The sequence below is a fragment of the Streptomyces sp. NPDC059255 genome, assembly GCF_042752355.1.
In the GTDB taxonomy this organism is placed as follows: Bacteria; Actinomycetota; Actinomycetes; order Streptomycetales; family Streptomycetaceae; genus Streptomyces.
On the sequence record NZ_JBHYZP010000029.1, the window covers coordinates 106559 to 129871 of the forward strand.

At 68.2% G+C, this 23313-nt stretch carries 19 protein-coding genes and 1 pseudogene; 7 read left to right on the top strand and 13 right to left on the bottom strand.

What is annotated here, in order from left to right; genetic code table 11:
• Positions 1 to 6: 6 nt before the first annotated feature.
• The 3 genes from ACFXKG_RS28825 to ACFXKG_RS28835 all read left to right on the top strand — a co-directional run bounded on the left by ACFXKG_RS28825 (position 7) and on the right by ACFXKG_RS28835 (position 1901).
• Positions 7 to 714 (top strand): DsbA family protein, encoded by a 708-nt coding sequence (locus ACFXKG_RS28825; RefSeq protein WP_384845209.1) that lies wholly within the window; start codon positions 7 to 9, stop codon positions 712 to 714.
• Positions 707 to 889, top strand: coding sequence for a hypothetical protein (locus ACFXKG_RS28830; protein WP_384845212.1), 183 nt, complete (start codon positions 707 to 709; stop codon positions 887 to 889). Before ACFXKG_RS28825 ends, ACFXKG_RS28830 begins: the two co-directional genes overlap by 8 nt.
• Before the next feature lie 148 nt (positions 890 to 1037).
• Positions 1038 to 1901, top strand: a complete 864-nt coding sequence (locus ACFXKG_RS28835) for an SDR family oxidoreductase (RefSeq protein WP_384845215.1) — start codon at positions 1038 to 1040, stop codon at positions 1899 to 1901.
• Between the two features lie 629 nt (positions 1902 to 2530).
• On the opposite strand, the gene ACFXKG_RS28840 is transcribed toward ACFXKG_RS28835, so the two are convergent.
• The 7 genes from ACFXKG_RS28840 to ACFXKG_RS28870 all read right to left on the bottom strand — a co-directional run bounded on the left by ACFXKG_RS28840 (position 2531) and on the right by ACFXKG_RS28870 (position 11342).
• On the bottom strand, positions 2531 to 3181 hold the full coding sequence (locus tag ACFXKG_RS28840; protein WP_384845218.1) for a TetR/AcrR family transcriptional regulator: 651 nt from the start codon (positions 3179 to 3181) through the stop codon (positions 2531 to 2533).
• 445 nt (positions 3182 to 3626) lie between these two features.
• On the bottom strand, positions 3627 to 4301 hold the full coding sequence (locus ACFXKG_RS28845; RefSeq protein ID WP_384845221.1) for a lactate utilization protein C: 675 nt from the start codon (positions 4299 to 4301) through the stop codon (positions 3627 to 3629).
• On the bottom strand, positions 4298 to 5788 hold the full coding sequence (locus ACFXKG_RS28850) for a lactate utilization protein B (RefSeq protein ID WP_384845224.1): 1491 nt from the start codon (positions 5786 to 5788) through the stop codon (positions 4298 to 4300). The genes ACFXKG_RS28845 and ACFXKG_RS28850 overlap by 4 nt, the downstream gene beginning before the upstream one ends.
• Entirely contained in the window at positions 5785 to 6540 is a 756-nt protein-coding gene (locus tag ACFXKG_RS28855; RefSeq protein ID WP_384845227.1) for a (Fe-S)-binding protein, read from the bottom strand. Before ACFXKG_RS28855 ends, ACFXKG_RS28850 begins: the two co-directional genes overlap by 4 nt.
• A 139-nt stretch (positions 6541 to 6679) precedes the next feature.
• A complete protein-coding gene (locus ACFXKG_RS28860; RefSeq protein ID WP_384845230.1) occupies positions 6680 to 8719 on the bottom strand; it encodes a bifunctional aldolase/short-chain dehydrogenase in 2040 nt (679 codons plus the stop codon).
• A 50-nt stretch (positions 8720 to 8769) separates the two neighbouring features.
• Positions 8770 to 10233, bottom strand: coding sequence for an FGGY-family carbohydrate kinase (locus ACFXKG_RS28865; protein WP_384845233.1), 1464 nt, complete (start codon positions 10231 to 10233; stop codon positions 8770 to 8772).
• The gene (locus ACFXKG_RS28870) at positions 10233 to 11342 is read right to left on the bottom strand and encodes an NAD(P)-dependent oxidoreductase (protein WP_384845236.1); all 1110 of its coding nucleotides are present in this window, start codon (positions 11340 to 11342) and stop codon (positions 10233 to 10235) included. The genes ACFXKG_RS28865 and ACFXKG_RS28870 overlap by 1 nt, the downstream gene beginning before the upstream one ends.
• Positions 11343 to 11366: 24 nt before the next feature.
• Between ACFXKG_RS28870 and ACFXKG_RS28875 the strand changes: the two genes are divergently transcribed.
• Positions 11367 to 12116 carry a DeoR/GlpR family DNA-binding transcription regulator gene (locus ACFXKG_RS28875; RefSeq protein ID WP_384845239.1) on the top strand — a complete coding sequence of 250 codons (750 nt, stop codon included), beginning with the start codon at positions 11367 to 11369 and terminating at the stop codon, positions 12114 to 12116.
• Positions 12117 to 12132: 16 nt separating this feature from the next.
• Here the strand turns inward: ACFXKG_RS28875 and ACFXKG_RS28880 are convergent, their stop codons facing one another.
• The 4 genes and pseudogenes from ACFXKG_RS28880 to ACFXKG_RS28895 form a co-directional block, all read right to left on the bottom strand.
• Positions 12133 to 13434: an MFS transporter gene (locus ACFXKG_RS28880; protein WP_384845242.1), complete on the bottom strand. Its 1302-nt coding sequence runs from the start codon at positions 13432 to 13434 to the stop codon at positions 12133 to 12135.
• A 394-nt stretch (positions 13435 to 13828) separates the two neighbouring features.
• Complete coding sequence (locus ACFXKG_RS28885) at positions 13829 to 14128, bottom strand: hypothetical protein (RefSeq protein ID WP_384845245.1); 300 nt, start codon at positions 14126 to 14128, stop codon at positions 13829 to 13831.
• A 278-nt stretch (positions 14129 to 14406) separates the two neighbouring features.
• Positions 14407 to 15251: pseudogene (locus ACFXKG_RS28890) on the bottom strand (PmoA family protein).
• Positions 15244 to 16410 (bottom strand): Gfo/Idh/MocA family protein, encoded by a 1167-nt coding sequence (locus ACFXKG_RS28895; RefSeq protein ID WP_384845248.1) that lies wholly within the window; start codon positions 16408 to 16410, stop codon positions 15244 to 15246. The pseudogene ACFXKG_RS28890 and the gene ACFXKG_RS28895 overlap by 8 nt, the downstream one beginning before the upstream one ends.
• 268 nt (positions 16411 to 16678) lie before the next feature.
• Between ACFXKG_RS28895 and ACFXKG_RS28900 the strand changes: the two genes are divergently transcribed.
• A complete protein-coding gene (locus ACFXKG_RS28900; protein WP_384845251.1) occupies positions 16679 to 18076 on the top strand; it encodes an MFS transporter in 1398 nt (465 codons plus the stop codon).
• A 37-nt stretch (positions 18077 to 18113) separates the two neighbouring features.
• Here the strand turns inward: ACFXKG_RS28900 and ACFXKG_RS28905 are convergent, their stop codons facing one another.
• Entirely contained in the window at positions 18114 to 19172 is a 1059-nt protein-coding gene (locus tag ACFXKG_RS28905) for a LacI family DNA-binding transcriptional regulator (protein ID WP_384845254.1), read from the bottom strand.
• A 9-nt stretch (positions 19173 to 19181) separates the two neighbouring features.
• Entirely contained in the window at positions 19182 to 19751 is a 570-nt protein-coding gene (locus ACFXKG_RS28910; protein WP_384845257.1) for a hypothetical protein, read from the bottom strand.
• Between the two features lie 837 nt (positions 19752 to 20588).
• Here ACFXKG_RS28910 and ACFXKG_RS28915 point away from each other — a divergent pair.
• Together ACFXKG_RS28915 and ACFXKG_RS28920 are read left to right on the top strand one after the other, a co-directional pair.
• Positions 20589 to 21377: a DUF3050 domain-containing protein gene (locus tag ACFXKG_RS28915; protein ID WP_384845260.1), complete on the top strand. Its 789-nt coding sequence runs from the start codon at positions 20589 to 20591 to the stop codon at positions 21375 to 21377.
• A gap of 100 nt (positions 21378 to 21477) precedes the next feature.
• On the top strand, positions 21478 to 23184 hold the full coding sequence (locus ACFXKG_RS28920; RefSeq protein ID WP_384845263.1) for an IS1182 family transposase: 1707 nt from the start codon (positions 21478 to 21480) through the stop codon (positions 23182 to 23184).
• The last annotated feature ends 129 nt before the right edge of the window (positions 23185 to 23313 follow it).

Genomic DNA, 23313 nt, shown 5'->3' on the forward strand with positions numbered 1-23313 from the left:
AGCCTCATGTTGAGGTTCGGCTCAAATTACCGGAAGGCGGCCTTGATGAAATCGGCAGCAGTCCCGACCTCTGCCCGGCTGACGATCGACGTGTGGGCGGATGTGCTCTGTCCGTGGTGCTATCTCGGGGAGGAGCGCCTGAGCAGGGCGGTCGAGATGTCTCCGCACGGCGCCAGCATCGAGCTGAAGGTCCACACCTTCCAGCTCGACCCGGCCGCACCCACCACGGTCGCCCCGACACTGGAATACCTGGCGAAGAAGTACTCGGTTTCGCCGGCGCAGGCGCGCGCGATGGAGGAGAGCCTGGCCAAGAAGGCCGTGGCCGAGGGGCTGCGCTACGAAGTGGACCGGCCGGCCGGCAACACGCTGGACCTGCTGCGCCTGGTGCACCTCGGCGGGGAGTACCAGGTCTCCTGGGCGTTCCTGCGCGCGATGCAAACCGAGGTGTTCAGCGGCAACGACGACGCCTTCGCCCACAGCACGCTGATCCGGCTCGGCGAGGCTCTCGGCATCCCCGTCGACGAGGTCCGCGACGTCCTCGCCACCGACCGCTACACCGACGCAGTGCGGGCCGATCACGACGAGGCTGTGCGCCTGGGAGCCCAGGGCGTGCCCTTCACCGTTCTCGGCAAGCGCCTCGGTATTCCCGGCGCGGTGAGCACAAGCCAGTACGCCGACGCGATCGAGCGGGCATGGGGGCAGGTCGATGGCTGAGACGACACCCGGGCCGGTGGCGCCGCTGCAACTCATCGAGAGCGAGGCGGACGGCTACTGCGACCCGGTGACCGGAGTGTGCGCCGTGCCCGGCACGGCCTTGCACGAGCCCGCCGCCGACCAGGACAACAGCGACCCTGACGGCAACAGCCAGGGCGCGGTGCCGGGCGATTGACCGTCCGGGGCGATCCTGACCGCGGATCGCCCTGGACGCCGCGGGTCGGGGCCGGTCGGTCGACCGGCCCGCTCCCCGCAACGCCGGTCGTCCACCCTGGCGCCGGCTGCTCACCCACGATGACGCAACGAAGCACGAAGGATGAAAAATGTTTCTCGTGACAGGCGCCACCGGACACCTCGGTTCCGCGGCCATCGATCACCTGCTCACCCAGGTCGGGGCCGACCAGGTCGTCGCCTTCGCACGGAGCGAGGCGAAGGCGGAACCACTGCGCGCCAAGGGTGTCGATGTGCGGTTCGGTGACTATGACAACTCGGCCGCGCTCGAACAGGCGATGCAGGGCGTTCGCAAGGTCCTGCTCGTCTCCTCGAACGACCACGGTAATCTTCTGACCCAGCACATGAACGTCGTCGGTGCCGCGGAAAAGGCCGGTGTCGAGCACGTGGTCTACACGGGCACGGCAGTCAAGGACGCGGAAGCCTCACCGATGAGCCCGATGCTCACAGCACATTTCCGGACCGAGGACCACCTCAGGAGCAGCGGCATCGCACACACCATCCTGCGGAACTCGATGTACACCGATGCACTGCCCTTCTTCCTCGGCGAGAAGGTGTTCGACCTCGGGGTCAACGTGCCCGCCGGGAACGGCAGAATCCCGTTCGCACTGCGCCGGGAAATGGGCGAAGCAGCCGCCAACGTCCTCCTCCAGGACGGCCACGAGGACAAGACCTACGAACTCACAGCGTCCGAAGCCCACACCTTCGCCGACATCGCGCACGTGCTGTCCGAGCGCTCGGGAAAGCCCGTCGCCTACGTGAGCCCCGATCCGCAGACGTTCGCCGACGGGCTGCGCAGCGCCGGCGTCCCCGAGTTCGGCGTCACAGCCCTCTCCGCGTTCATCACCGATATGCGCGAGGGACGATACGAGATCATCACGCGGGACCTCGAAAACCTGCTGGGCCGGAAGCCCATGCCGCTGAGCGAAAGCCTCACCGAGGTCTACAGCCTCTGACGGGATAAGCGCACAACCGCCCAGGGACCAGCGTCCCCGCCCGGTAGGCCGGCCACGACAACGACGACCGGCCTACCGGACACCACGCCCATCGCGAGCAAACCGTTCACACGAAGAAGATTTCCATGCCCCGTAAGAGGCGGCGCATCACGCAGCGGTTGCTCGCCGCACCGACGCTGCTCTACCGGACCGGGCTGGGGTGGATCATGACCGACGGACACCTGATGACCGAACACACCGGACGCCGGACCGGGCAGAGACGACGTACCGTCGTCGAATGCGTGCACAAGACACCCGAAGGCGGCGTGCACGTCGCCTCCGCCTCGGCCGCAAGGGCGCCTGGTTCCTCAACGTCCGCGACTCGGGAACAGCCCGGATCTTCCACGGCCGACGACGCTACGGCGCCACTGTCAGAATCGTCGAACCCGAACACAGGGGTGCCGACTGGACGCATCGCTACAGCACACCCGCAAGCCGCGAAGCTGTACGCCCGCCGCTTGCGCACCGAAGGCAAACCCGACACGACCACGATCGCCAGCTACCCCGACAGGGTCCTGCTGGTCGAGTTCCAGCCTCCCCCCGTATAACCAGGCCGGGAAAACCCTCCGGCCCGGACACCTGAACCGGTGTCAACTCGCCCCGGACTCGCCGCGCCGGAGCATGGCCTCGTTCAGCTGGCCGGGCGTCAGCGCATGCACCGGCAGCGGGCTCGCGGCCTCTGCGCGCAGCCCGTCCAGGAGGAAGGCGATGCCGCGCCGCCAGGCGTCCGGCGCCGTGTCCGCCATGAGCCGGACCAGCATGGACGTCGACCAGAAAATGAACAGGAGCATGTCCTCTCGCGTGAAGTCGGCACGCAGCACACCCGCCCGCTGAGCCCGCTCGATGAGCTGCCGCTCACGGTCCTCCGTCACCTGGCACACCACCGCCAGCTGTTCAGCGGCATACCGGCGGGACACCACATCATTCAGCGCGGGATCGGACGCTTGGAGCCGCGAGACGTCCTCGACGTAACGGGCGAAGCCCTCCCACGGGTCCTCACAGGCCAGCGCGCGCTCCACCACCTCATCCAGGGCATCCTTCGCGATGTCCGGCATGACAGCGTCGATGAGCGCCTCACGGGAACCGAACCGGTTGTACAGCGTGCCCGCGCTAACCCCGGCCCGCTTCGCGATCTCCTCCAGCGGCGCGTGCAGCCCCTTCTCCCGGAAGACCTCGACAGCAGCCACCTTGAGCTTCTCGATGTTACGGCGCGCGTCCGCGCGCAAGGTGCCCTCCGCCATCGAACCCTCCTCCAACTTGACGCTGTCGCCAAGATTAGTGCCACCCTCGACAGTATATCTTGATGCGTTCATCAAGATAGTGCGGAGCTGGATCCCCCAAGACACCACGCATTATCAAGCCCCACGGCAAAGGAACGGACTCTCCCCCTGCGGCGGAGACAGGAGCGGCCCGCGGTGGAGCAGACTCCGCCAGGGCCTGTCGTCCGGATCAGGCCGGATCAGGGAGCGCCCGCCTCGTCAGCGTCCGGCGTCCCTGTTGGTGCCGTGGATCGCAGAGCGGAGGAGGGAGGCAACGCGGGAGCGGGCCGTCCCGATCACGGCCCTCGGCGTGCTCACCGTGCCGGTCCCGCCGGTCACCGACTATCAGCGTTACCAACAGCGTCAAGCGTCTGGAGATGTGACGGTTGGCGGCCCCGCACCTACGAGCAGGTGCGGGGCCGACCGTTCAGGCTCGGTGGACACCGTTCGGCGGCGTACTGAGCAGTACCACGTCCAGTCTGCGGGGTCCGTGCACGCCTTCCACGCGATCGAGCTCGATGTCGCTGGTGGCGGAGGGACCGGAGATCCAGGTCAGCGGACGAGCGGGTTCCAGGCGTTCAAGGGCTTGCGGGACGGAGGAGACGACCTGGCTGGGGACTCGTACGACGCAGATGTGGTGGTCGGGGACGAGGGTGATCCGGCGGCGGCCCTGGTCCGGGGAGCCGTCCAGGACGAGAGTGCCGGTCTCTGCGACGGCGAGTGCGCAGCCGGTGACCACGCTGTCCACTTGGTCGAGTTCGTCCGGCGTGCTGGTGTCGGTGTCCTCCACGACGTGGACGCCGTCGTGGAGCAGCCGCAGCCAGTCGGCGGGCACTCCCGGGGGCGCCAGGACGCTGTGCGAGTCACGCTCTGTCAGCAGTTCCGCGATGAGGCCGGGCAGAGATTGCGCGGTCGCGCGATGCACGATCGCCCGGTAGTCGGCGAGGTTCTCCGCGAGGAGTTCCACGGTCTCGTCGACGGTGCGCTCCCCGTGCTCGTGTGCGTAATGGCGCTGAATGACCTCCTCGTACGGCGTGTCGTCGGCGGGTACGTCGGCCAGTGCCCGATGGACACGGGCCAGGATGATTTCTCGGCCGCTCACTGGGCGCTCTCCTCCGCTGCACCGGTTGCTTCTCGGGTACGCCGCCACCAATCCCGGAAGGGCTCGGCAGGCGCCTGCGGCAGATCTCGGCTGTCGGACCAGGCGCGGCCTGGTCCAGGTAGACGGCTGGGGTGGAGGCGGCGTGTGCGGGAGGCGATCCGCTGGCCGGCCGCCAGGGCTCCAGGGTGCTCAAGAGCCCACCGGGCGGCGCGCAGCGTGACTCGCTCGCCCCTGTGCCCCTTGGCTGGGGAGAGTTCGGCCGTCTCGCCGTTCCTGGTGACCGGCCCACCTTGGGCGACGCGTTCGCGTAGGTGCACCAGGACCTCGGGTATGTCGATCGCGACCGGACACACCTCGTAACAAGCGCCGCACAGGGATGAGGCGTACGGCAGGGATGCGTCGATCTCGCTGTCGGTGCCGCGCAGTTGGGGGCTGAGGATCGCGCCGATGGGGCCGGGATAGACCGAGCCGTACGCGTGCCCGCCCGCCCGTTCGTACACCGGGCAGACGTTGAGGCATGCCGAGCAGCGGATGCAGCGCAGGGCCTGGCGGCCGACGGTGTCGGCGAGCGTATCGGTGCGGCCGTTGTCGAGCAGGACGAGGTGGAAATCGCTCGGCCCGTCTTCGTCCGCGGTGCCGGTCCAGGTGCTGGTGTACGGGTTCATGCGCTCGGCCGTTGACGAGCGGGGCAGCGTCTGCAGGAACACCTCCAGGTCCCGCCAGGTCGGTACGATCTTCTCGATGCCGACGACCGAGATCAGTGTCTCCGGCAAGGTCAGGCACATCCGGCCGTTGCCCTCCGACTCGACGACGACCAGGGTGCCGGTCTCGGCCACCATGAAGTTCGCGCCGGAGATGCCCACCTTGGCCCGCAGGAATTTCTCCCGCAGGTGCAGGCGGGCCGCCTCGGCGAGGTCGGCCGGCGCGTCGCCGAGCCCTTCCGGTGCCGGGCGGCCCCACCGGGCCATCTCGGAGCGGAAGATGTCGCGGATCTCGCTGCGGTTGCGGTGGATGGCGGGAACCAGGATGTGCGACGGCTGGTCGTGGCCGAGTTGCACGATCAGTTCGGCGAGATCCGTCTCGTAGGCCCGGATCCCTTCGGCTTCCAACGCTTCGTTGAGGCCGATCTCCTGCGTGGCCATCGACTTCACCTTGACCACCTCACCCTCGCCGGTGGCCTTGACCAGGTCCGCGACGATCCGGTTGGCATGCGCCGCATCAGTGGCCCAGTGCACGGTGCCTCCGGCCGCCGTCACAGCATCCTCGAGTTGCAGGAGGTAGCGGTCCAGGTGGCGCAGGGTGTGGTCCTTGATCTGCTTGCCCGCCTCACGCAGCGCCGCCCAGTCGGACACCTCCGCGACCGCCGCGGCCCGCCTTTCGCGGATGGTGTGCGTGGCGCGACGCAGATTGCCGCGCAGGGTCTCGTCGCGTACCGCTTCCCGGGCCGCCTCGGGGAAGGCCGGAATACCGACGAACGTGCGACTCATGACAAGGGCTCCTCTTCGGTACTCGCCAGGATCTCCACGATGTGGAGCGGTCGTGTCCCGACCTTGAGCCGGGTCATGATGCCGCCGATGTGCATCAGACAGGAGTTGTCCGCGGTGCACAGCGCCTCGGCGCCGGTCGACTCGATGTTGCGGACCTTGTCCCTACCCATCTCTGCTGAGATGTCGGCGTTCTTCACCGAGAACGTGCCGCCGAAGCCGCAGCACTCCTCCGCGCCCGGCAGTTCGACCAGCTCAAGTCCTCTGACGTTCCGCAGAAGTTGATGTGGTCGGTCGCCCAGTCCCAGGGAGCGAAGCCCGTGGCAGGTCGGGTGGTACGTCACCGTATGCGGGTAGTACGCGCCCACGTCGGTCACTCCCAGCACATCCACCAGGAATTCGGTGAGCTCGTACGTCTTGGGGATCACCGGCGCCAGGGTGCGGGCCAGAGTGCCGCCCCGCCCCTCCGCGCGGGCGCGTTCGCCCATGCGCGGATACAGTTCCCGCACCATCGCACCACATGATCCGGACGGGGTCACGATCGCTTCATAGTCGGCGAAGACCTCGGCGTAGCGACGGGCGAGCGGCTCGGCCTGGTGGCGGTATCCGGTGTTGTAGTGGGCTTGTCCGCAGCAGGTCTGGTCCAGCGGGAACTCGACCTCGACACCGAGTCTGCTCAGGAGTTTCACCATGGCTCGACCGGTATCCGGATAGAGCGTGTCGTTGACACAGGTCAGGAACAGGGCAACCCGCATCGCGGCTCCTTCACATCGGTTGGGGGAGGTAGGCGCGGGCGGGTGCCCGCGCCTACCGGGGGTGGTCGTCACTGGAGTTGTGTCCGTCGACGCCGTGGACGGCGGACACCTTGGTGTGCCGCGGCTGTCACGGGTGCTCTCAGCGCAGGAAGGCGGCGGCGACGCCGGCGTCGACCGGGATGTGCAGTCCGGTGGTGTGGCTGAGATCGCCCGCGGTGAGTGCGAATACCGCGTTCGCCACGTGTTCCGGCAGCACCTCGCGCTTGAGCAGGGTGCGCTGGGCGTAGAACTCGCCGAGCTTCTCCTCCTCGATCCCGTAAGTGGCGGCGCGCTGCGCGCCCCAGCCGTTCGCGAAGATCCCCGACCCCCTCACCACGCCGTCCGGGTTGACGCCGTTGACGCGGATGCCGAGCGCGCCCAACTCCGCGGCGAGCAGGCGGACCTGGTGTGCTTGGTCGGCCTTGGTGGCCGAGTAGGCGATGTTGTTGGGGCCGGCGAACACGGCGTTCTTGGAGGCGATGTAGATGATGTCGCCGCCCAGTCCCTGCGCCTGCATGATGCCGGCGGCCTCGCGGGAGACCAGGAAGGAGCCGCGGGCCATGATGTCGTGCTGCAGGTCCCAGTCGTGTGCCGTGGTCTCCAGCAGCGGCTTGGAGATCGAGATTCCGGCGTTGTTGACCACCAGGTCGATGCCGCCGAAGGCCAGCAGCCCTTCCCGGAACGCTGCGGCGATCTGTTCCTCGGAGGTGACATTCATGGTGACGGCGACGGCTCTGTCCGCGCCGCCCAGTTCGTCGGCGACGGCTGCCGCGTTCTCGGCGTTCAGGTCGGCGACGACGACGCACGCGCCCTCAGCTGCCAGGCGCTGCGCGATCGCCTTGCCGATACCGGAGCCTGCCCCGGTGACCAGGGCGACGCGGGTGGCCAGTGGCTTGGGCTCGGGCATGCGCTGGAGCTTGGCCTCTTCCAGCGCCCAGTACTCGATGCGGAACTTCTCGCGCTCGTCTATCGGGGCATAGCTGGAGACGGCCTCGGCGCCGTGCATCACGTTGATGGCGTTGACGTAGAACTCGCCTGCCACGCGGGCGGTCTGCTTGTCCTTGCCGTAGGAGAACATGCCCACACCGGGGATGAGGATGATCGCCGGGTCCGCGCCGCGCATCGCCGGGGAGTCGTCGGTGGCGTGCCGCTGGTAGTAGGCGGCGTACTCGGTGCGGTAGGTCTCGTGCAGTTCCTTCAGCCGGGCGATGGTCTGCTCCAGCGGTGCGGTCGGGGGCAGGTCGAGGACCAGCGGGCGGACCTTCGTGCGCAGGAAGTGGTCGGGGCAGGATGTGCCCAGGGCCGCGAGGCGGGGGTGCTCGGCACGGGAGGTGAAGTCCAGCACCGTCTCGCTGTGGTCGAAGTGGCCGATCTGCGGCCGGTCCTGGGAGGCTATCGCCCGCAGATGCGGGGCCAGCGCCGCCGCGCGCTCCAGCCGCTCCGCCTCGGGCAGCGGCGCGTACCCGTCCAGGACCGGGCCGAACGGCTCGCTCCTGCCACGTTCGGCGAGGAACTTCTCCGCCGTGCGGATGATGAGCAGGCTGTTGCGCTCGCACTCCTCGGACGTGTCACCCCAGGCGGTGATGCCGTGGCCGCCCAGGACGCATCCGATGGCCTGCGGATTGGCGGTCTCGACGGCGGCGATGTCCAGGCCGAGTTGGAAGCCGGGACGCCGCCAGGGCACCCATGTCACGGTGTCGCCGAAGCACTCGGCGGTCAGCTTCTCCCCGTCCGCCGCACAGGCGAGGGCGATCCCCGAGTCGGGGTGCAGGTGGTCCACGCTCGGGGCGTCCACCAGTCCGTGCATGGCGGTGTCGATCGAGGGGGCGGCGCCGCCCTTGCCGTGCAGGCAGTAGTCGAACGCGGCGACCATCTCGTCCTCGCGCTCCACGCCCGGGTACACATCGGCGAGCGCCCGCAACCGGTCCAGGCGCAGCACCGCCACGCCCTTCTCGGTCAGCGTGCCGAGATCCCCGCCGGAACCCTTGACCCACATCAGTTCGGCCTCGCCGCCGGTGACGGGGTCGATTGTGGTGCCCTTGACGGAGGTGTTGCCGCCGGCGTAGTTCGTGATCGTGGGGTCGGCACCGAGACGGTGCGACCTTTCCAGAAGCTCGGTGACGAACGGTGTCTCGGACACTTCGTGCTCCTCAGGTGTCGATTGTTCGGTGATGACGGTCTGACCTGCAGTTACTGGTGGGGTGCTTCGTCTGTCCGTGCCCGGTTCAGCTCTCTGACCCGGGCGAAGTGCTCACGTCGGCGTTCGTAGCGCGCGTGCGCCTCGGGGTCAGGCGTGAACCGTTGCTCGATGTCGGCGGCGAAATGCCGCAGTGCACCGGGGTCATGGACCCCCACGGCCAGGCCGGCCAGGTAGGAGGCCCCTTGAGCTGCGCCATGACCCACGCGGGGGCGCAGGACAGGCACCCCCAGGACATCGGACTTGATCTGGAGCCACGCCGCGGACGCCGAACCACCGCCGGTGCCGAGGATCCGGTCGACGAGGAAGCCCCGGGAGCGCAACTCGGCCACGTCGTCGGCCAGGGCCATGGCGTTGCCTTCGAGGACGCTGAGCATGATCTCCACGCCGTCCGTGGTCAGGTCCACGCCGTCGATGACACCTCGGGCGCCGGTGTTCCATGTGGGGGTTCGCTCGCCTGCGAAGCTCGGTACCGTGGTCAGTCGCGACGGGCGTCGTCGGGCCAGCAGCGTGGCCGAATCGCGCAGATCGAGTCCGCCGCCGACGAGCCGGTTCACCCAGTCGACGGTCGCGCCGGCGGTGACCTGGGCGGTGATGAGGAGGTCGACTCCGGGCAGGCAGTGCCGCTCGTGGATGAAGCCGGGTACGTGAGTGCCGGCGGCCACGGCGAGCACGGTGGCGCTTGAGAAGCCGGTCATGTCCACGAGCGGGTCACCGACCTCCAGGGCGCCGGCCTCCAGAGCCGACCCGACCGAGTCCACGGCACCGGCTGCGACGAGTGTGCCGGCCGGAATTCCGGTCTCTGCCTCCGCGCGCGGTGTGACGGTGCCGATCAGGCCGGTGGTCGGCACGATCGGCGGCAGCAGCTCGATCCCCAGTCCGCGTCCCATGAGGCGTTCGTCGAACGTGCCGGTGGTTTCGTCGAAAGCCTGCATGAGCGAGGCGGAAGAGTCGTCCAGAGTGACCCGCCCGGTCAGGCGGGCGGCGATGTAGCCGTTCGCGGAGACGACGCGGTGCGTGCGAGCGGCGATACCCGGCCGGTGACGCAGCAGCCACGGCAGCTTGGCCGTCCCGAAGAAGGGGTCGGCACCGTTGCGGTGCCCCGGCGCGATCTCCGCGATCTCCTGGGCTTCGGCAACGGCCCGCCGGTCCAGCCAGGTCAGCGCCGGGCCAACCTCGCGGCCCGCTTCGTCCACCGGCACCAGGGTCGGCGACTGACTCGTGACGGCCACACCCAGGACATGGGCGCCGGCGACGACCTCCGGAGCGACCGACGTGATCGCCTCCCACCAACTGCCGGCCTGCTGTTCCGCTCCGCCGCCCTCGGCATCGACCTCGGTTTCGTAGCGCGCGGTCCCCGACCGCACCAGACGACCCTTGAGGTCCGTGGCCACGACCTTCGCACCGCTGGTGCCGATGTCGATGCCGAGCAGGATCGAAGCCTTCGGCGCCGTCATCACGCCATCACCCCGGACCGTACGCCATGGAGAGCCGGCTCTCCGTCGAGGTGACGGCGCAGTTCCTCGGCAGCTCCGGCGGCGGCACGTCGGGCTGTCTCCCTGCTGGCGCCTGCCACGTGAGGTGCGAGCACCACGTTCGCGTCCTCCTGGGCCAGTTTGAGCAGTGGCAGGGCCATGTCGACCGGTTCGGTGGGGAACACATCGAGAGCCACGCCCCCGAGGCGACCCGCTTCGAGCGCGTCGGCCACCGCGTCGTAGTCCATCAGCCCGCCCCGCGCGGCGTTGACGACGACGGCGCCGGCGCGCATCAGCGCGAGCCGCCGTGCGTTGACCACGTGTTCGGTCTCACGGTTCAGCCGAGCGTGCAGGGAGAGCACGTCACAGGAGGCGAAAAGCTCGTCGAGGTCGTCACAACGCCGAGCCTGCGGCAGCGCACCGGCGGGAAGATAGGGATCGTAGACGACCACATCGGCGCCCATCGCCACGAGGATGCGGGCCAGGTGCTGCCCGACGGCTCCGGCACCCAGCAGAGCGACGGTCGATCCCGCAACCTCGCGCCCCACCTGCTCATACCGGTAGAACTCCCCGCGCCACTCGTGGCGCAGCAGGCTGCCATGCAGGATGGGCAACCGACGCAAAGCGGCCAGCAGCAGTCCGAGCGTCATCTCCGCGGTAGCGACTCCGTTGCGTCCGGGCACGTTGACGACACGGATGCCGCGTGCGGCCGCAGCGTCAATGTTGATGTTGGTGGGGCCCCCGCGGCCGACTCCGATGAACTCCAGGTCGGGCGCGGCGGCGAGCACCCGCTCGGTAATGGGAGCCAACTGGGTGACCAGACCCCGGTGTCCCCGCAGAGCCTCGATGAGCTGATCCTCGCCGCCCGAGGCCTCATTCACCTCGGCGACCGCACCGAATGGCTCATCGGGCCAGGGCAGCTCCAGCTCGGTCACGGCGACCCGGGAGCCCAACCGGGCGACGATCTCCTCCCTGAAGATCACCGGCCGGATGAACCGGTCCCCGGCCGCGAGGACGGAGAAAGACGGAGGAGAAGTCATTGAGATCCCTTTCGCGCTTGCGTCGGACATCGAAACGCCCGAAGCACGCATGCGGTGTTGCTTACAATGCGGGGTGTGAACAGCCTGGCGATGGAGGAGCGAATAGAGTGGCTGCGCGCGGAGCTGCGCACAGCCGGGTCCATCACGCTCAGTGAGGCATCAGAAGCCCTTGGTGTCAGTGAAATGACCGTACGTCGCGACCTGCGGCTGCTCGAGAACGAGGGCGTGGCCCGTCGGATGCGTGGCGGCGCGCGCCATGCCGAGCCCGAGAGCTTCCAGCTCCGCGACAGCTCCCGCGGTGTTGAAAAGCGGTTGATCGCCGGGAAGCTGCTGCCTCTGGTGCCTTCGAAAGGCCTGATCGTGCTGGACTCGTCCACGACGATGTACCGGCTGGCCGGCCTGATCTCGTCAGGTACGGAGCTGACCGTGCTCACCAACAACATCCAGACGTTCCAGCTCCTCCAGGGGCGACCGGGCGTAACGGCGGAACTTACGGGCGGCCGGTTCGACAAGAGCAGCGATTCCCTGGTCGGCCCGCTGGCCACGGCCACGATCGAACAGCTCACCCCGGACCTGTTCTTCGCATCGGCCGGAGGGGTCACCGAGACGAGCTGTTTCGAGTCGACGCTGGAAGAGGCCGCCGTGAAGAAGGCCTGCGTCCGGGCGTCGCGGCGTACCGTGATCGGGGCCGACGCCGCCAAACTGGGTGAGCGTGACGTGGCTGCCTCCGTCGCGCTGAAGGACGTGACCGTACTGTGCACCGAGCTGGATCCCGGCGACTCGCGACTCGCGGCATACCGACCGCATGTGGGGCAGTTGCTCTGAGGCCTTGGCCGCCGGCTCATGGCGTCGAAGGCACGGTGGCCCGCTCGTTTTCCACCTTGGCAAGAGCCTGCTCGTCGACCTTCATACGGAAGCTGAGCGCGAAGCCCACCAGGTAGGTGGCGGCCAGCGCGATCACGGTGCCCGCCGTGCCGATGCGGTCCCACAGAAGGGTGACGATCAGCGAGCCGGCGAACTGCGAGGCGCCCGCGGACAGGTTGAGCAGTGCGACGGCCTGACCACGACGTGACGGCTCCAGGGCCGGCATCAGCGCCGACAGGGGGACGTACGCGGCGATGGCGAAGCCGAAGATGACAACGGCCCCGGCGGTAGCCCATACGTTCGGCCCTGCCAGCACCGGGGTGAAGTACAGGATCAGAGTGGCCGCGCACATGCCGAGGCTGCCGAACCAACGGATGGTCCGTACCCAGCCGATTCGGTCGCCCAACACCCCCCACATCAGGTTGGTGAACACGGTGACCAGGTAGACCAGGCTCCACAGCTGAAGCCAACGCTCCTGGCTGAACCCGATGTCGCGCACGAACACGATCGGCAGCATGACGATGAAGCCGTAGAGGGAGAGCTGGTTGATGATCCGCTGGATCATTCCATAGGCCAACTGGACGTTGTCGAAGGGCATCCGCATCGTCTCCACCAGAGCGGTCCCCAGCCCTCGCACGCTGCGCTCACCCGAGGCCGACGGCGCCTGGCCGCGCACGAGGACACCCGCCATCACACCGCCGACGGCGACGAAGGCGGTCGCAGCCCACAACGTGGGTATCGCCCCCATCCACGGGATCGACAGACTCGGCAAGTACGAGCCGAACACACCGACACCGAGCGAGTAGGAACACCAGAACCAGCCCATGGCCGAGGACAGCCGGTTCTGCGGAGCGGCGTAAGAAATCCACACGACGAAGGCGAAGACAAACATGGGATAGGCGATCGCCCGGATCCCGTACATCACCAGCATCATCGCGTAGTTGTGCTGCATCACGCCGAAGGCCAGGAAGCCGGCGTGGAAGAGTATCCAGCCCACCGTCGCGATGGCCATGACTCGCCGGGGCCCGAAGTAGTCGGCCAGAACCCCGGAGGCGAAGGCCGCCACCGCCACGACAAGCCCGTACACCGTGAACAGCGTGCCGGCCTGAGACGTGCTGAAGCCCGCATCGGTGACCAGGTAATCGGACAGGAATGCCTGTTCAAGGCCGTCACCGGTCATGAAGAAGGCGATCGCGGCGTACCCCCAGAGCAGCGCTGAGGACAGGCCGAGGAACGAGCGGGCAGGCATCGGCGACGGTGCCAATGTCGGTCTGGTCATGTGCGGTGCTCCCTCAAGATTCACACGTGTGACGCGGTCACACGCAGAGCACTGTGACACATCTTGTCAGAGCTTGTTAAGACACGTTAGGGAACTTTCTTCTGCACGCACGACTCAACTACGGTGAGTTATCACCTCGTGTGTACGGCACTCCGTATGCCCTGAGCGGGCAAACCCACTGGCGGTGGCCCGGCTGATCACAACCAGGCCAAGGGCCTTGTCCCCCGTGACTGCATCCGGGCAGACCAAGTCAGCGCCCACCACCAGCCGTCAGCGCACCGGGTGGTCCCCGACCTGCCCCGTGGCATGTGGCGTGAGCACCGCGTTGACGCCTCCCCCGCCAGCTTGAGCAGCCGCAGCGACATGTTCACCGGCTCCGTGGGAAACACCCTGATCAACCGCCCAGCCCACTGCGTCGAGCCCGGGCCGCCTCGACCAGGGAATCGGCCTCCGGGGTCAGCCGGGCAGGCAATGGCACCGCGCCCGAGGTGGCGAAGAGCGCGTCGAGCCCGACCCGCCACACCCTCGGCAGCATGTCCGAGGACAGGCAGGGATCGTGTACGAGGGCCTCGGCCCCATTGAGCGGAATTCGGGCCACTTGCCCCGGGCAGCACCCCTCGCCGAGCAGGCCGACAGCCGATCCGGCGATCTCCCGCCCGACCTCCTCGAACCGGCGGAGCAGGGGGCCGTGCAAGGTCGGCTCAACTCCAACTCAGGGTCGACCGCCAGCCCTCACTCGGTTACCACGGCAAGCCTCGCGACCAGCTCCGGTGCCCGCGCAGGCCCGATCAGCCAGGGTCTTTTCCGTTCGGATCAGGCTGGATCAGGGAACGCCCGCCGCGTCAGCGGCTGATGCCACTGCGGGCACGCGAGCCAGCAAGATCCAAACGAGAGGCCCTATAGACCTCGCCGCCCGCAGCCTCCCCCCACCTGTGCGACGGCCCCGAGAGTCAAGGCCGACGCGAGGGGCGTTCACAACGCGTCCTCGGCCCATTCGTCAGCGTCCGCCCGGCTCAGTTCGCCGTCGACGACGAACGCCCGGAACCCGCGGTCGATAGAGCCGCCGGGCGGGAGGTTCAACGGTGTGTCCCCGGCCGCCAGCTGTGAGCCCACGCCGGGATAGCCGGCCGCGCGGACGAACCAGGGGTCGGCCCGCGTCACGGCATCCGTCCCGGTGAGCGCCACGGTGAACCCAGCAGCGCGGTCGGTCCAGGTCAACCAGGGGCCATGGAGCCATGGGTGGAAGCCTCCCCCTCGGCAGACGCGGTGCGTACCACCGCGTCCCGGGAGAGCGGTAGCCGCCAGAACAGGCCGCCGTAGCCGGCGCCGATTCGGCCGTGGGTGGCTGGGCTGCCCAGCGTCACAGAGCAGCCCGACGTGTTGCGGATGATGAAGGCAATGTCCAGTTCCCAGCCGTGCCGGACACGCCGTGCCCGCACCCGTCGTTGTTCAAAGAGCACCGCCGAGCCGTTCGGACCGATCCAGCTGAGCGTCTCGCTGAAACCCGTGGCGTCGACGACGTCGAAGCCGGTGTGCACGATCCTGCCGTGGTCGTCGCTCCAGACGTAGCCCTGGTCTCGCACGTACGTCGGACCGCCCCAGAAGTTCCTGCCGCCGGCATCCTGTACCGCCACCGAGAGCCCGTGGTGCCAAGGATGGTCCGCGGGGCCGGCATCGGTCACGGTGAGGCCGCCGAGGGTGCGGATGGGGTGCAGGTGGGGGCGGGGGCCGGAACGCGGGTCCAGGTGGTTGCCGTCTGCGTACTCGGCCACCAGTACGCCGGCGAGCGTCAGCGCCGTGAGCCTGGCATCACTCACCGCTGGTCGCCTCGTGCCGAGCCCAGGGCAGATCAAGCTCGGAGAACAACGCGCCTTCGTCCGCAGCGCGTGTGACGGCCGCGGCGATCCCCGGCACGGTGTGCAGCGTGGACGGCCCCTCCCCCACGACAGTCCGGTAGCGGTCCGGGATCTCGACCGGATCGGGGGCGAGCCGCACCCGGTCGACGACCTGCATGAACGCCCGGGTACGGCCCAGCGGCGCCAGCAGCGGCACGGTCGGGTCGCGGCGGTGGACCACCAGGTTCGTCAGCAGGTCCGTACTCCCGTGATCGGTCACCTCCACCGTGCCGCCACGCTCGAGCCGGACCCGACCGATGCGGTAGTCGAGGAGGACGCGGCCCGCGGTGCCGTGCACCACGACGTACGGCTCGACCACCTCATCAGCTGCAAGCGTGACGGCAACTGTGACCGTCGTCCCGTGGGCGGTGCGCAGGCGCAGGCACGAGGTATCGTCGGATTCGATCGGATTGGCACGGAACAGCTCGACCCGCACATCGGTGACGTCCTGCTCGTCGGCCGTACCGTCCAGGGCAAGCGCGGTCTCAAGGGCGTGTGCGAACGGGTTGGTCATCGCGCCGTCGACGACCGGGCGACCATCCAACTGCCTGCGCCCGGCCCACGCCGCCCGAAGGTAGTAGGACCGGTCACGCTGCCAGGCGCCCGCCGCGGTGATCCCGCGGACCTCCCCGATCGCGCCGTTCGCCACAAGCGCCCGAACGGCGGGCAATGCAGCAGAGCCGAGACTCTGGAAGCCGACCTGGCACAGCCGTCCGGTCGTATCGAGATCGGCCACCAACCGCTCGAAGTCGGCGAGCGTCGGAGTCGGCGGTTTCTCCAGCAGAATGTCGGAGCCGGCCCGGGCCGCCGTGAGCGCGAGTTCGGCGTGTGTGTGAATCGGTGTGGAAACGATCGTGACCTGCGGCTGCACTGCTGCTGCCAAGTCGTCCAGTCTCGCCACCACGGGGACGTCGCCGGCGAGCCGGCGTAGTTCGGGTGTCAGCGGGACCGGGTCGCAGATGCCCGCCAGCTGAGCGCCGGCGCCGGCCCGGGTGAGCCGGGCGAGGTTCTGCAGGTGCCATCGGCCGTAACCGTGCGCGCCGACCAGGACGACGGGGACGGGAAGGGGGCTGGCCGCCATGGGCATCCTTCGGGTTTCGATCACTGGGCCGGGCGAGTGTAGCTCTCGGAGCACGCCTTGGGAAAGCGCTTTCCCAAGGCCGAACCCTCGCCAGGCATCTTGCCTCAGACATGCAGCTGTCAATGCTATGTACAGGGATTAAACGGAACAGTTGACACGGGAGTTACGCCATGATGCTCTGGCAAGCGCTTGCCACAGGAAGCCGCTCGTGCTGTCCTCAGCGAGTTGCGATATAGCCAGAATGTCAACGAAGACAGAGGAGTGGCTCATGCGTGAGGAACTGCCGGACGCACCGGCATCACCTGGGGCTGCAGAACAGAGCAAGGCCACCAGGAAGGCCGTGTGGAGCGGCTGGATCGGCAGCACGCTTGAGTACTACGACTTCGCGATCTACGCGCAGGCGGCAGCGCTGGTCTTCCCGGCCGTGTTCTTCCCGGGCGGCAATCCGACCGTCGCACTCATCGCGGCACTCGCTACCTACGCCGTCGGGTACGTGGCCCGTCCCATCGGTGCCGTCGTGCTCGGCCACTGGGGCGACCGCAAGGGTCGCAAGAGCGTCCTTGTCCTGGCGATGATACTGATGGGCGCGTCGACGTTCGCTGTCGGCCTGCTGCCGACCTACGGCCAGGTCGGAGTGCTCGCCCCTGCCCTCCTGGTGTTCCTGCGTCTGGTCCAGGGCTTCGCGGTGGCGGGCGAACTCGGCGGCGCGAGCGCCATGATCATCGAGCACGCCCCCGCGGACAGGCGCGGCTACTTTGCCAGCTTCGGCCTCCAGGGCACGCAGGCCGGTCAGGTCCTCGCCGCCGCGATCTTCATCCCGCTGGCCGCGGTACTGCCGGCCGATGCCTTCGAGGCGTGGGGCTGGCGGATCCCGTTCCTGCTCAGCGCCGTGGTCGTCTTCGTCGGCTTCTTCATCCGGCGCCGGGTCGACGAGACCCCGACGTATCTGGAGCAGCAATCGACCGGGGACAAGCCCGGGCGCGCACCGGTGGTGGAGGTGATCCGGGACAACGGCGGGACCATCGTCCGGGCGATCCTGATGACGCTGGCCAATGTCGCCGGTGTCTGCGTCACCGTGTTCGGCGCCGCCTACGCCACCCAGGAGTCCTACGGGATCGGTATGCCGACGTCGACCTACCTCTGGCTGCCGGTGCTGGCGAACCTCGTCGCGGTGGCGTTGATCCCTGTGTTCGGCAAACTGTCGGACCGTATCGGCCGCCGCCCGCTGATGATCGTCGGACCCCTGGGGGCCGGGCTGATGTCCTTCGGGTACCTGTACGCGGTCAGCCACCGCCAGATCGCGCTGACCATCGTGCTGGCGATCGTGATGTTCGGGATCTTCTACCAGATGTGGAACGCCACCTTCGCCACCTTCTTCCAGGAACTGTTCCCGACCCGCACCCGGGTCACCGGCTTCGCACTGTCGCAGAACGTCGGACTGATGATCGTCGCCTTCCTGCCCACGGTCTTCACCTTCATCGCGCCGCCCGGAACATCCAACGTGCCGCTGATCATCGGAGGGCTGACACTGCTGATCTCGATCGTGTCCGTGCTCGCCACGGTGTTCAGCCGGGAGACCCTCCGCTCCGATCTGGACGGTTCGGGGCACAGCAAGGACGAGATCCGGCAGGAGGAGCCGAGCCCGATATCCGCCGGCCCTGCCTGATCCGGAACAGGCGCACCGCACGACCGGGCGACGCGGTTCAGACCGCCGTGCCGCCCGATCGTGCGGTGCTGTCCCGTAGCACGATCTCTCCACGCACGGGGGTCCGCGCGACCGTGCCGGGCTCCCCGTCCAGAGCCAGCCCTACCACCGCGGAGCCCATCTCGGTCAGCGGCAGCCGCACGGTGGTGATCCCGGGGCGTACGTCCCGCAGGGAGACGATGTCGTCGAATCCCGCCAGCCCGACCGAGCCGGGCACCGAGAGGCCCGCTTCCTCCAGCGCCTCCAAGGCCCCCAGGGCCATCACATCGTTGGCGGCGAAGATGCAGTCCACCGGCGGCACGCCGCCCGAATCGGCCAGCAGCCGGCGGACCGCCTCGTACCCGCCCTCGCGAGTGAACGCGCAGGCCAAGACGTACGACGGGGCGGGCTCTGCGCCGTAGCCGGACAGTCCATAACAGAAACCCTCGGTCCGGTCGCGGGAGGTGAGGTGCCCGGGCGGCCCGGCCAGCACCGCGAACCGGCGGTAGCCCTGGGCGTGCAAGGCCGTGGCCAGAGTGGCGGCAGCTAGCCGGTTCTCCACGACAACCGTGCTCACTCCCAGCACATCCTGTCCAATGCACGCCACCCGGCCTCCCGCGCGCAGGACCGCCCGCAGCGCCGACCGCATTGGATCGAGCAGGTCGGGATCGTCCAGCCGGGAACCGGCGAGCACGACTGCCTGCGCCCGCGCCTGCCTCAGCAGCTCAACGTGGCGGAGTTCGGCGGCCGGATCACGCTGTGTGCTCGCCATCGTAACCAGCAGGCCGCGCTCGGCAGCGGCGTCCACCACCCCGGCCGCGATCATGGAGAAGTACGGATCGACAATGTCGTGGACGATCAGACCGAGAGTCGCCGTCGTCCCCCGGGCCATCGCCTGAGCCTGGGCGTTGGGTGAGTAGTCCAGCTCGTCCGCAGCAGCGCGGACCCGCTTGCGCATCTCAGCCCCGACCCGTCGGCGCCCGTTGCCGTTGAGCACACGGGAAGCGGTCGCCTGCGAGACGCCCGCCCGCCCCGCGACATCCGCCAGAGTTGCCGCGGACCGTTCCCCCAAATCCATGCCCCGATGTTAGCGCTTTCCAATCAGATTTCGTATTTCCCGATCAAATCCGCACACCGACGTCGCCCGGGTCGGCCTGCCCCTGGCACGGACACATCGAAGTACCGGCACCAAAAGCCGTTCCGACAGGGCGAAGAGAAGAACGGTGTCCGGGTGGAACTGCCCCCGAACTGGGGTCGGTTGCGGTGCCAGACTCCCATCAGGACCCCGCCCTCGGCCCGGGAGGTGGCTTCCAGGGTCCCGGGCAGCGGCTCGGGTACGGCCAGCGAGTGGTAGCGGACCGCGGTGGAATGCTGCGCCAGCCCCCACGAGCAGGTCCCGGCCATCGTGCCGGACCCGGGGCCGATGCCCGTGCCGAGGCTGCGGGGCGGGTGCCACCCGACCACCCGCCCCGAGCTCGATGCCTTGACGGCCCAGACAGACACCGAGCACGGTGATGGTCACCTCGGCGATCAGCCGGGCGCTGATGCCGAAGTCACGCGCCTCGCGGGGATGCCCGGAGCCCGACGGCAGCACCACATCGTCGAATTCCGCAGGATCCGGAATCACGTCGGCAGGGTCGTCGTGCAGGATAACCACCGAATACTCGCCGTTTACCTCGTTCGATCAGCTGGAACAGGTTGAACGTGCACGAGTCACAATTGCCGATGAGTAAGGTCTTGGCCCGCCCCACCTCCCTCCGGTCGTTCTCGACCTGCACGGTCCGGCGTTTGCGCCGACTACGGAGCGTCTGGAGCTGGAGATAAGGCCGTGTCCGAAGCATATGGATCAGCAGGTCGAGCCCGCTGAAGTGGGGAACCATGAGCAGATTGAACAGAAGCACCGGCGGAAAACCATGTCATATTCACGAACCAGGACTTCCGCTTCGACAGAGGGGAAGGAGCGGCCAGCATGCCGGTCTGGGCGTCGAACCAGGCCCTGGGCCCCGCACGCCTTGGCGGCCAGCCCGTCGGACGAGCCCCGCCGCCAGTCCACCCCACTGCGTCCGCTCGGGCGAGTCCTCCCCAGCCCGGGCAGCGCCCCCGCTGATGAAGCGATATTCAACCTGCCACTCCACCTCTCGGTCCACAAGAACGCCACCGCCCAGGAAGACCGACTGCCGCGCGGCCGCCCCGAGCGTGACCCACCACGGAACTCAGCCTCCGGTCCAGCATCACGCAATAGGTCACGGGCACGGCGACGGGATCACCTGTCACGCAGCCCTATACGGAAAGAAGGCCAGCGGCGTTCAGAATTCAACGAGGATTTTTTCGCTGTCCGGAACGCACCTCTTCATCATTTTTGAGCCTTTCTGTTGAGGCATACTCCCGGTAACCACATGGAAGCCTTACGGAACTCCGGGAAACGCTTGCCGGATCGCCTATAAATGAGGCACGATCGCTCATCTGAAAATCTGCCGGAAAGAGAAGGAGTGCCATGTCCCGCTACGACTGGAACATGAACCGCGAAGGGCGCGAGGGAATCGATCAGGTGCGCACCGCAATCGAACCCCTACGGAAGGAAGTCACCGCGCACCCGATTTATCGGCGCGTAGACAGCCGGGAACACATGGCGACGTTCATGGCACATCACGTGTTCGCGGTATGGGACTTCATGTCCCTGCTCAAGTCGCTGCAACGCGAACTCACCTGCGTGGATGTCCCCTGGGTGCCGCGGGGCTCGGCCGTAAGTCGGCGGCTGATCAACGACATCGTGCTGGTGGAGGAGAGCGACGCGCTGAATGACGGCTTCACCAGCCACTTCGAGCTCTACCGCGCCGGCATGTCCGAGGCGGCGGCCGACACGACCCGGATTGACACATTCCTCGCGCTCGTCGAGGAGAGCCACGATGTGCCGGCCGCGCTGGAGGTAGCCCAAGTCCCAGCTCCCGCCGCCGAGTTCGTCCGCACGACCTTCGCCATCATCGCCGACCGCCCCCTGCACTGCCGGGCCGCCGCCTTCGCCTTCTCGCGGGAGGACCTCATCCCCGACATGTTCGACCAAGTGATCACGAAGGAGGGCACCGACCGGTTCCCGGTCTTCCGTGACTACCTGGCCCGCCACATCGAGGTCGACGGCGAGGAGCACACTCCCATGGCCATGCAAATGGTGGCCGACCTCTGCGCCACGGACGACACGCGCTGGCGGGAGGCTGCGGACACGGCGACACTCGCGCTGGAGGCCAGGTCCCGCCTTTGGGACGGCATCGTGGACGCCATGGCCTAACTTGACTCTGTCGGGGATCTTGGAGTTTCCCGGTGCGGCAGCATGGTCGACGGGCATGCTCGGGTAGTTCCGCCGTCCGATGAAGCTGTCGAGGTGCCCGTTGTCCCTGCGCCCCCGTTCCGGTGAGCACGTTCCGCCTCTGACCGCGCAGATCGCGCGGGCGAGCAACCCGGGTGGCACGACGGCGATATGGGTACGGGACCGGCTGGACGGGCTGTGGCGCGACGAGGACTTCGCCGACTGGTACCCGCGGGACGGACGTCCAGGGCTTTCGCCTGCTCAGCTGGCCACCGTCTGCGTACTGCAGTTCCTCCTTGGCCTGTCGGACCGGCAGGCCGCCGAGTCGGTCCGCTGCCGCATCGACTTCAAGTACGCCATGGCCATGGAACTGGATGATCCCGGCTTCCACCACAGCGTGCTGGCCGACTTCCGCGACCGTCTCACCGAGGACGGCCGTGCCGACCGCCTCCTCGACCTCGCACTGGCCCGCCTCAAGGAGGCCGGACTGGTGCGCGAACGCACTACGCAGCGCACCGACTCCACCCACGTCCTGGCCGCGGTGCGTGACCTGACCCGCCTGGAGCTGATCACCGAGGCGGTCCGCGCCGCACTCGAAGAAGTCGCCGGCACCTCCCCTCACCTGCTCGACGGGCTCATCGACGAGGACTGGGGACTCCGCTACGGCCGGCCGGTCCGCCTGGGCAAGAACCCCACCAAGCCCATGACCAGGATTCTTGCCGCCGGAGACGACGGCGTCCGGCTCCTGGAACATCTCTACCGGCACGGAGCGCACCGCACGTCCGGTCTCCGCGTCCAGGCCCTGCGCCAGATCATGGTGCAGAACTACCACCGTGACGCCGCAGGACGCCTGCGCTGGCGCACCGCAGAGAAGGAAGGCGGGCCCGGGCTACCGCCCTCGTCCCGGGCGATCGTCTCGCCCTACGACACCTCGGCCCGCTACGCACGGCACGGACACATCATCAGCTGGAAGGGGTTCGCCGCCCATCTGACCGAGACCTGCGCGTCCGACGGCCCCAACGTGATCACTGACGTGGCCACCACCGCGTCCACCACCCACGATAGCCAGGTCCTGCCCGGCATCCACACCCGCCTGGCCCGCCGCGGACTGCTGCCCGCCGAGCACCTGGTCGACGCCGGCTACACCTCCCTGCCCCACCTGGAACAAGCCGCCCGTGAACAGCAGGTCACCGTCTCCGGGCCGCTGAAGAGCAACCCCACGCACCAGCACCGCCGAGGCGAGGGCTTCGCCCGGGACGACTTCCACATCGACTTCGACCTTCGGCGGGTCACCTGTCCCCAGGGCCAGGTCAGCGCGGGCTGGCACGGCCCCTACCCGACCTCCTCGCCCACCGCTGCCCCGCTGATCGTGGCACGGTTCACCAAGAGCCAGTGCCGTCCCTGCCCTGCCCGCACCCAGTGCACCAGCACCGCCGACAATGCCCGCACCGTGGGCTTTCCCCCGCGCGAGCTCCGCGACCTGCAACTCCGCGTCCGTGCCGAGCAGCAGACGCCCGAGTGGAAGGCCCGCTATGCGGTCCGCTCCGGAGTGGAGGGCACGGTCAACGAGTTCGCCCACGGACACGGCATGCGCCGCTGTCGCTACCGCGGACAGAGCAAAGCCCACGTTCAGCACGTCCTGACGGCCATCGCCATCAACATCGAGCGCCTCAGCGGTCTCCCACCAACGGAGAAGGCACCCTGTTCCCGACGACCGACCGCCTTCCAGAGCTACCTCGACCGGTGCGGGATCTCCAGGCCAAAATCCTGGCGCACCCTGGGCACCTGACCTCGACAACTCCAAGATCCCCGACAGAGTCAAGCTAGTCTTCTGAGTCAGGAATTCTGTTCAGATATGAAGCGAGGCGTTCGAGGATCTCGTCCGCGGTCTTGGTCCAGATGTAGGGCCTGGGGTCGG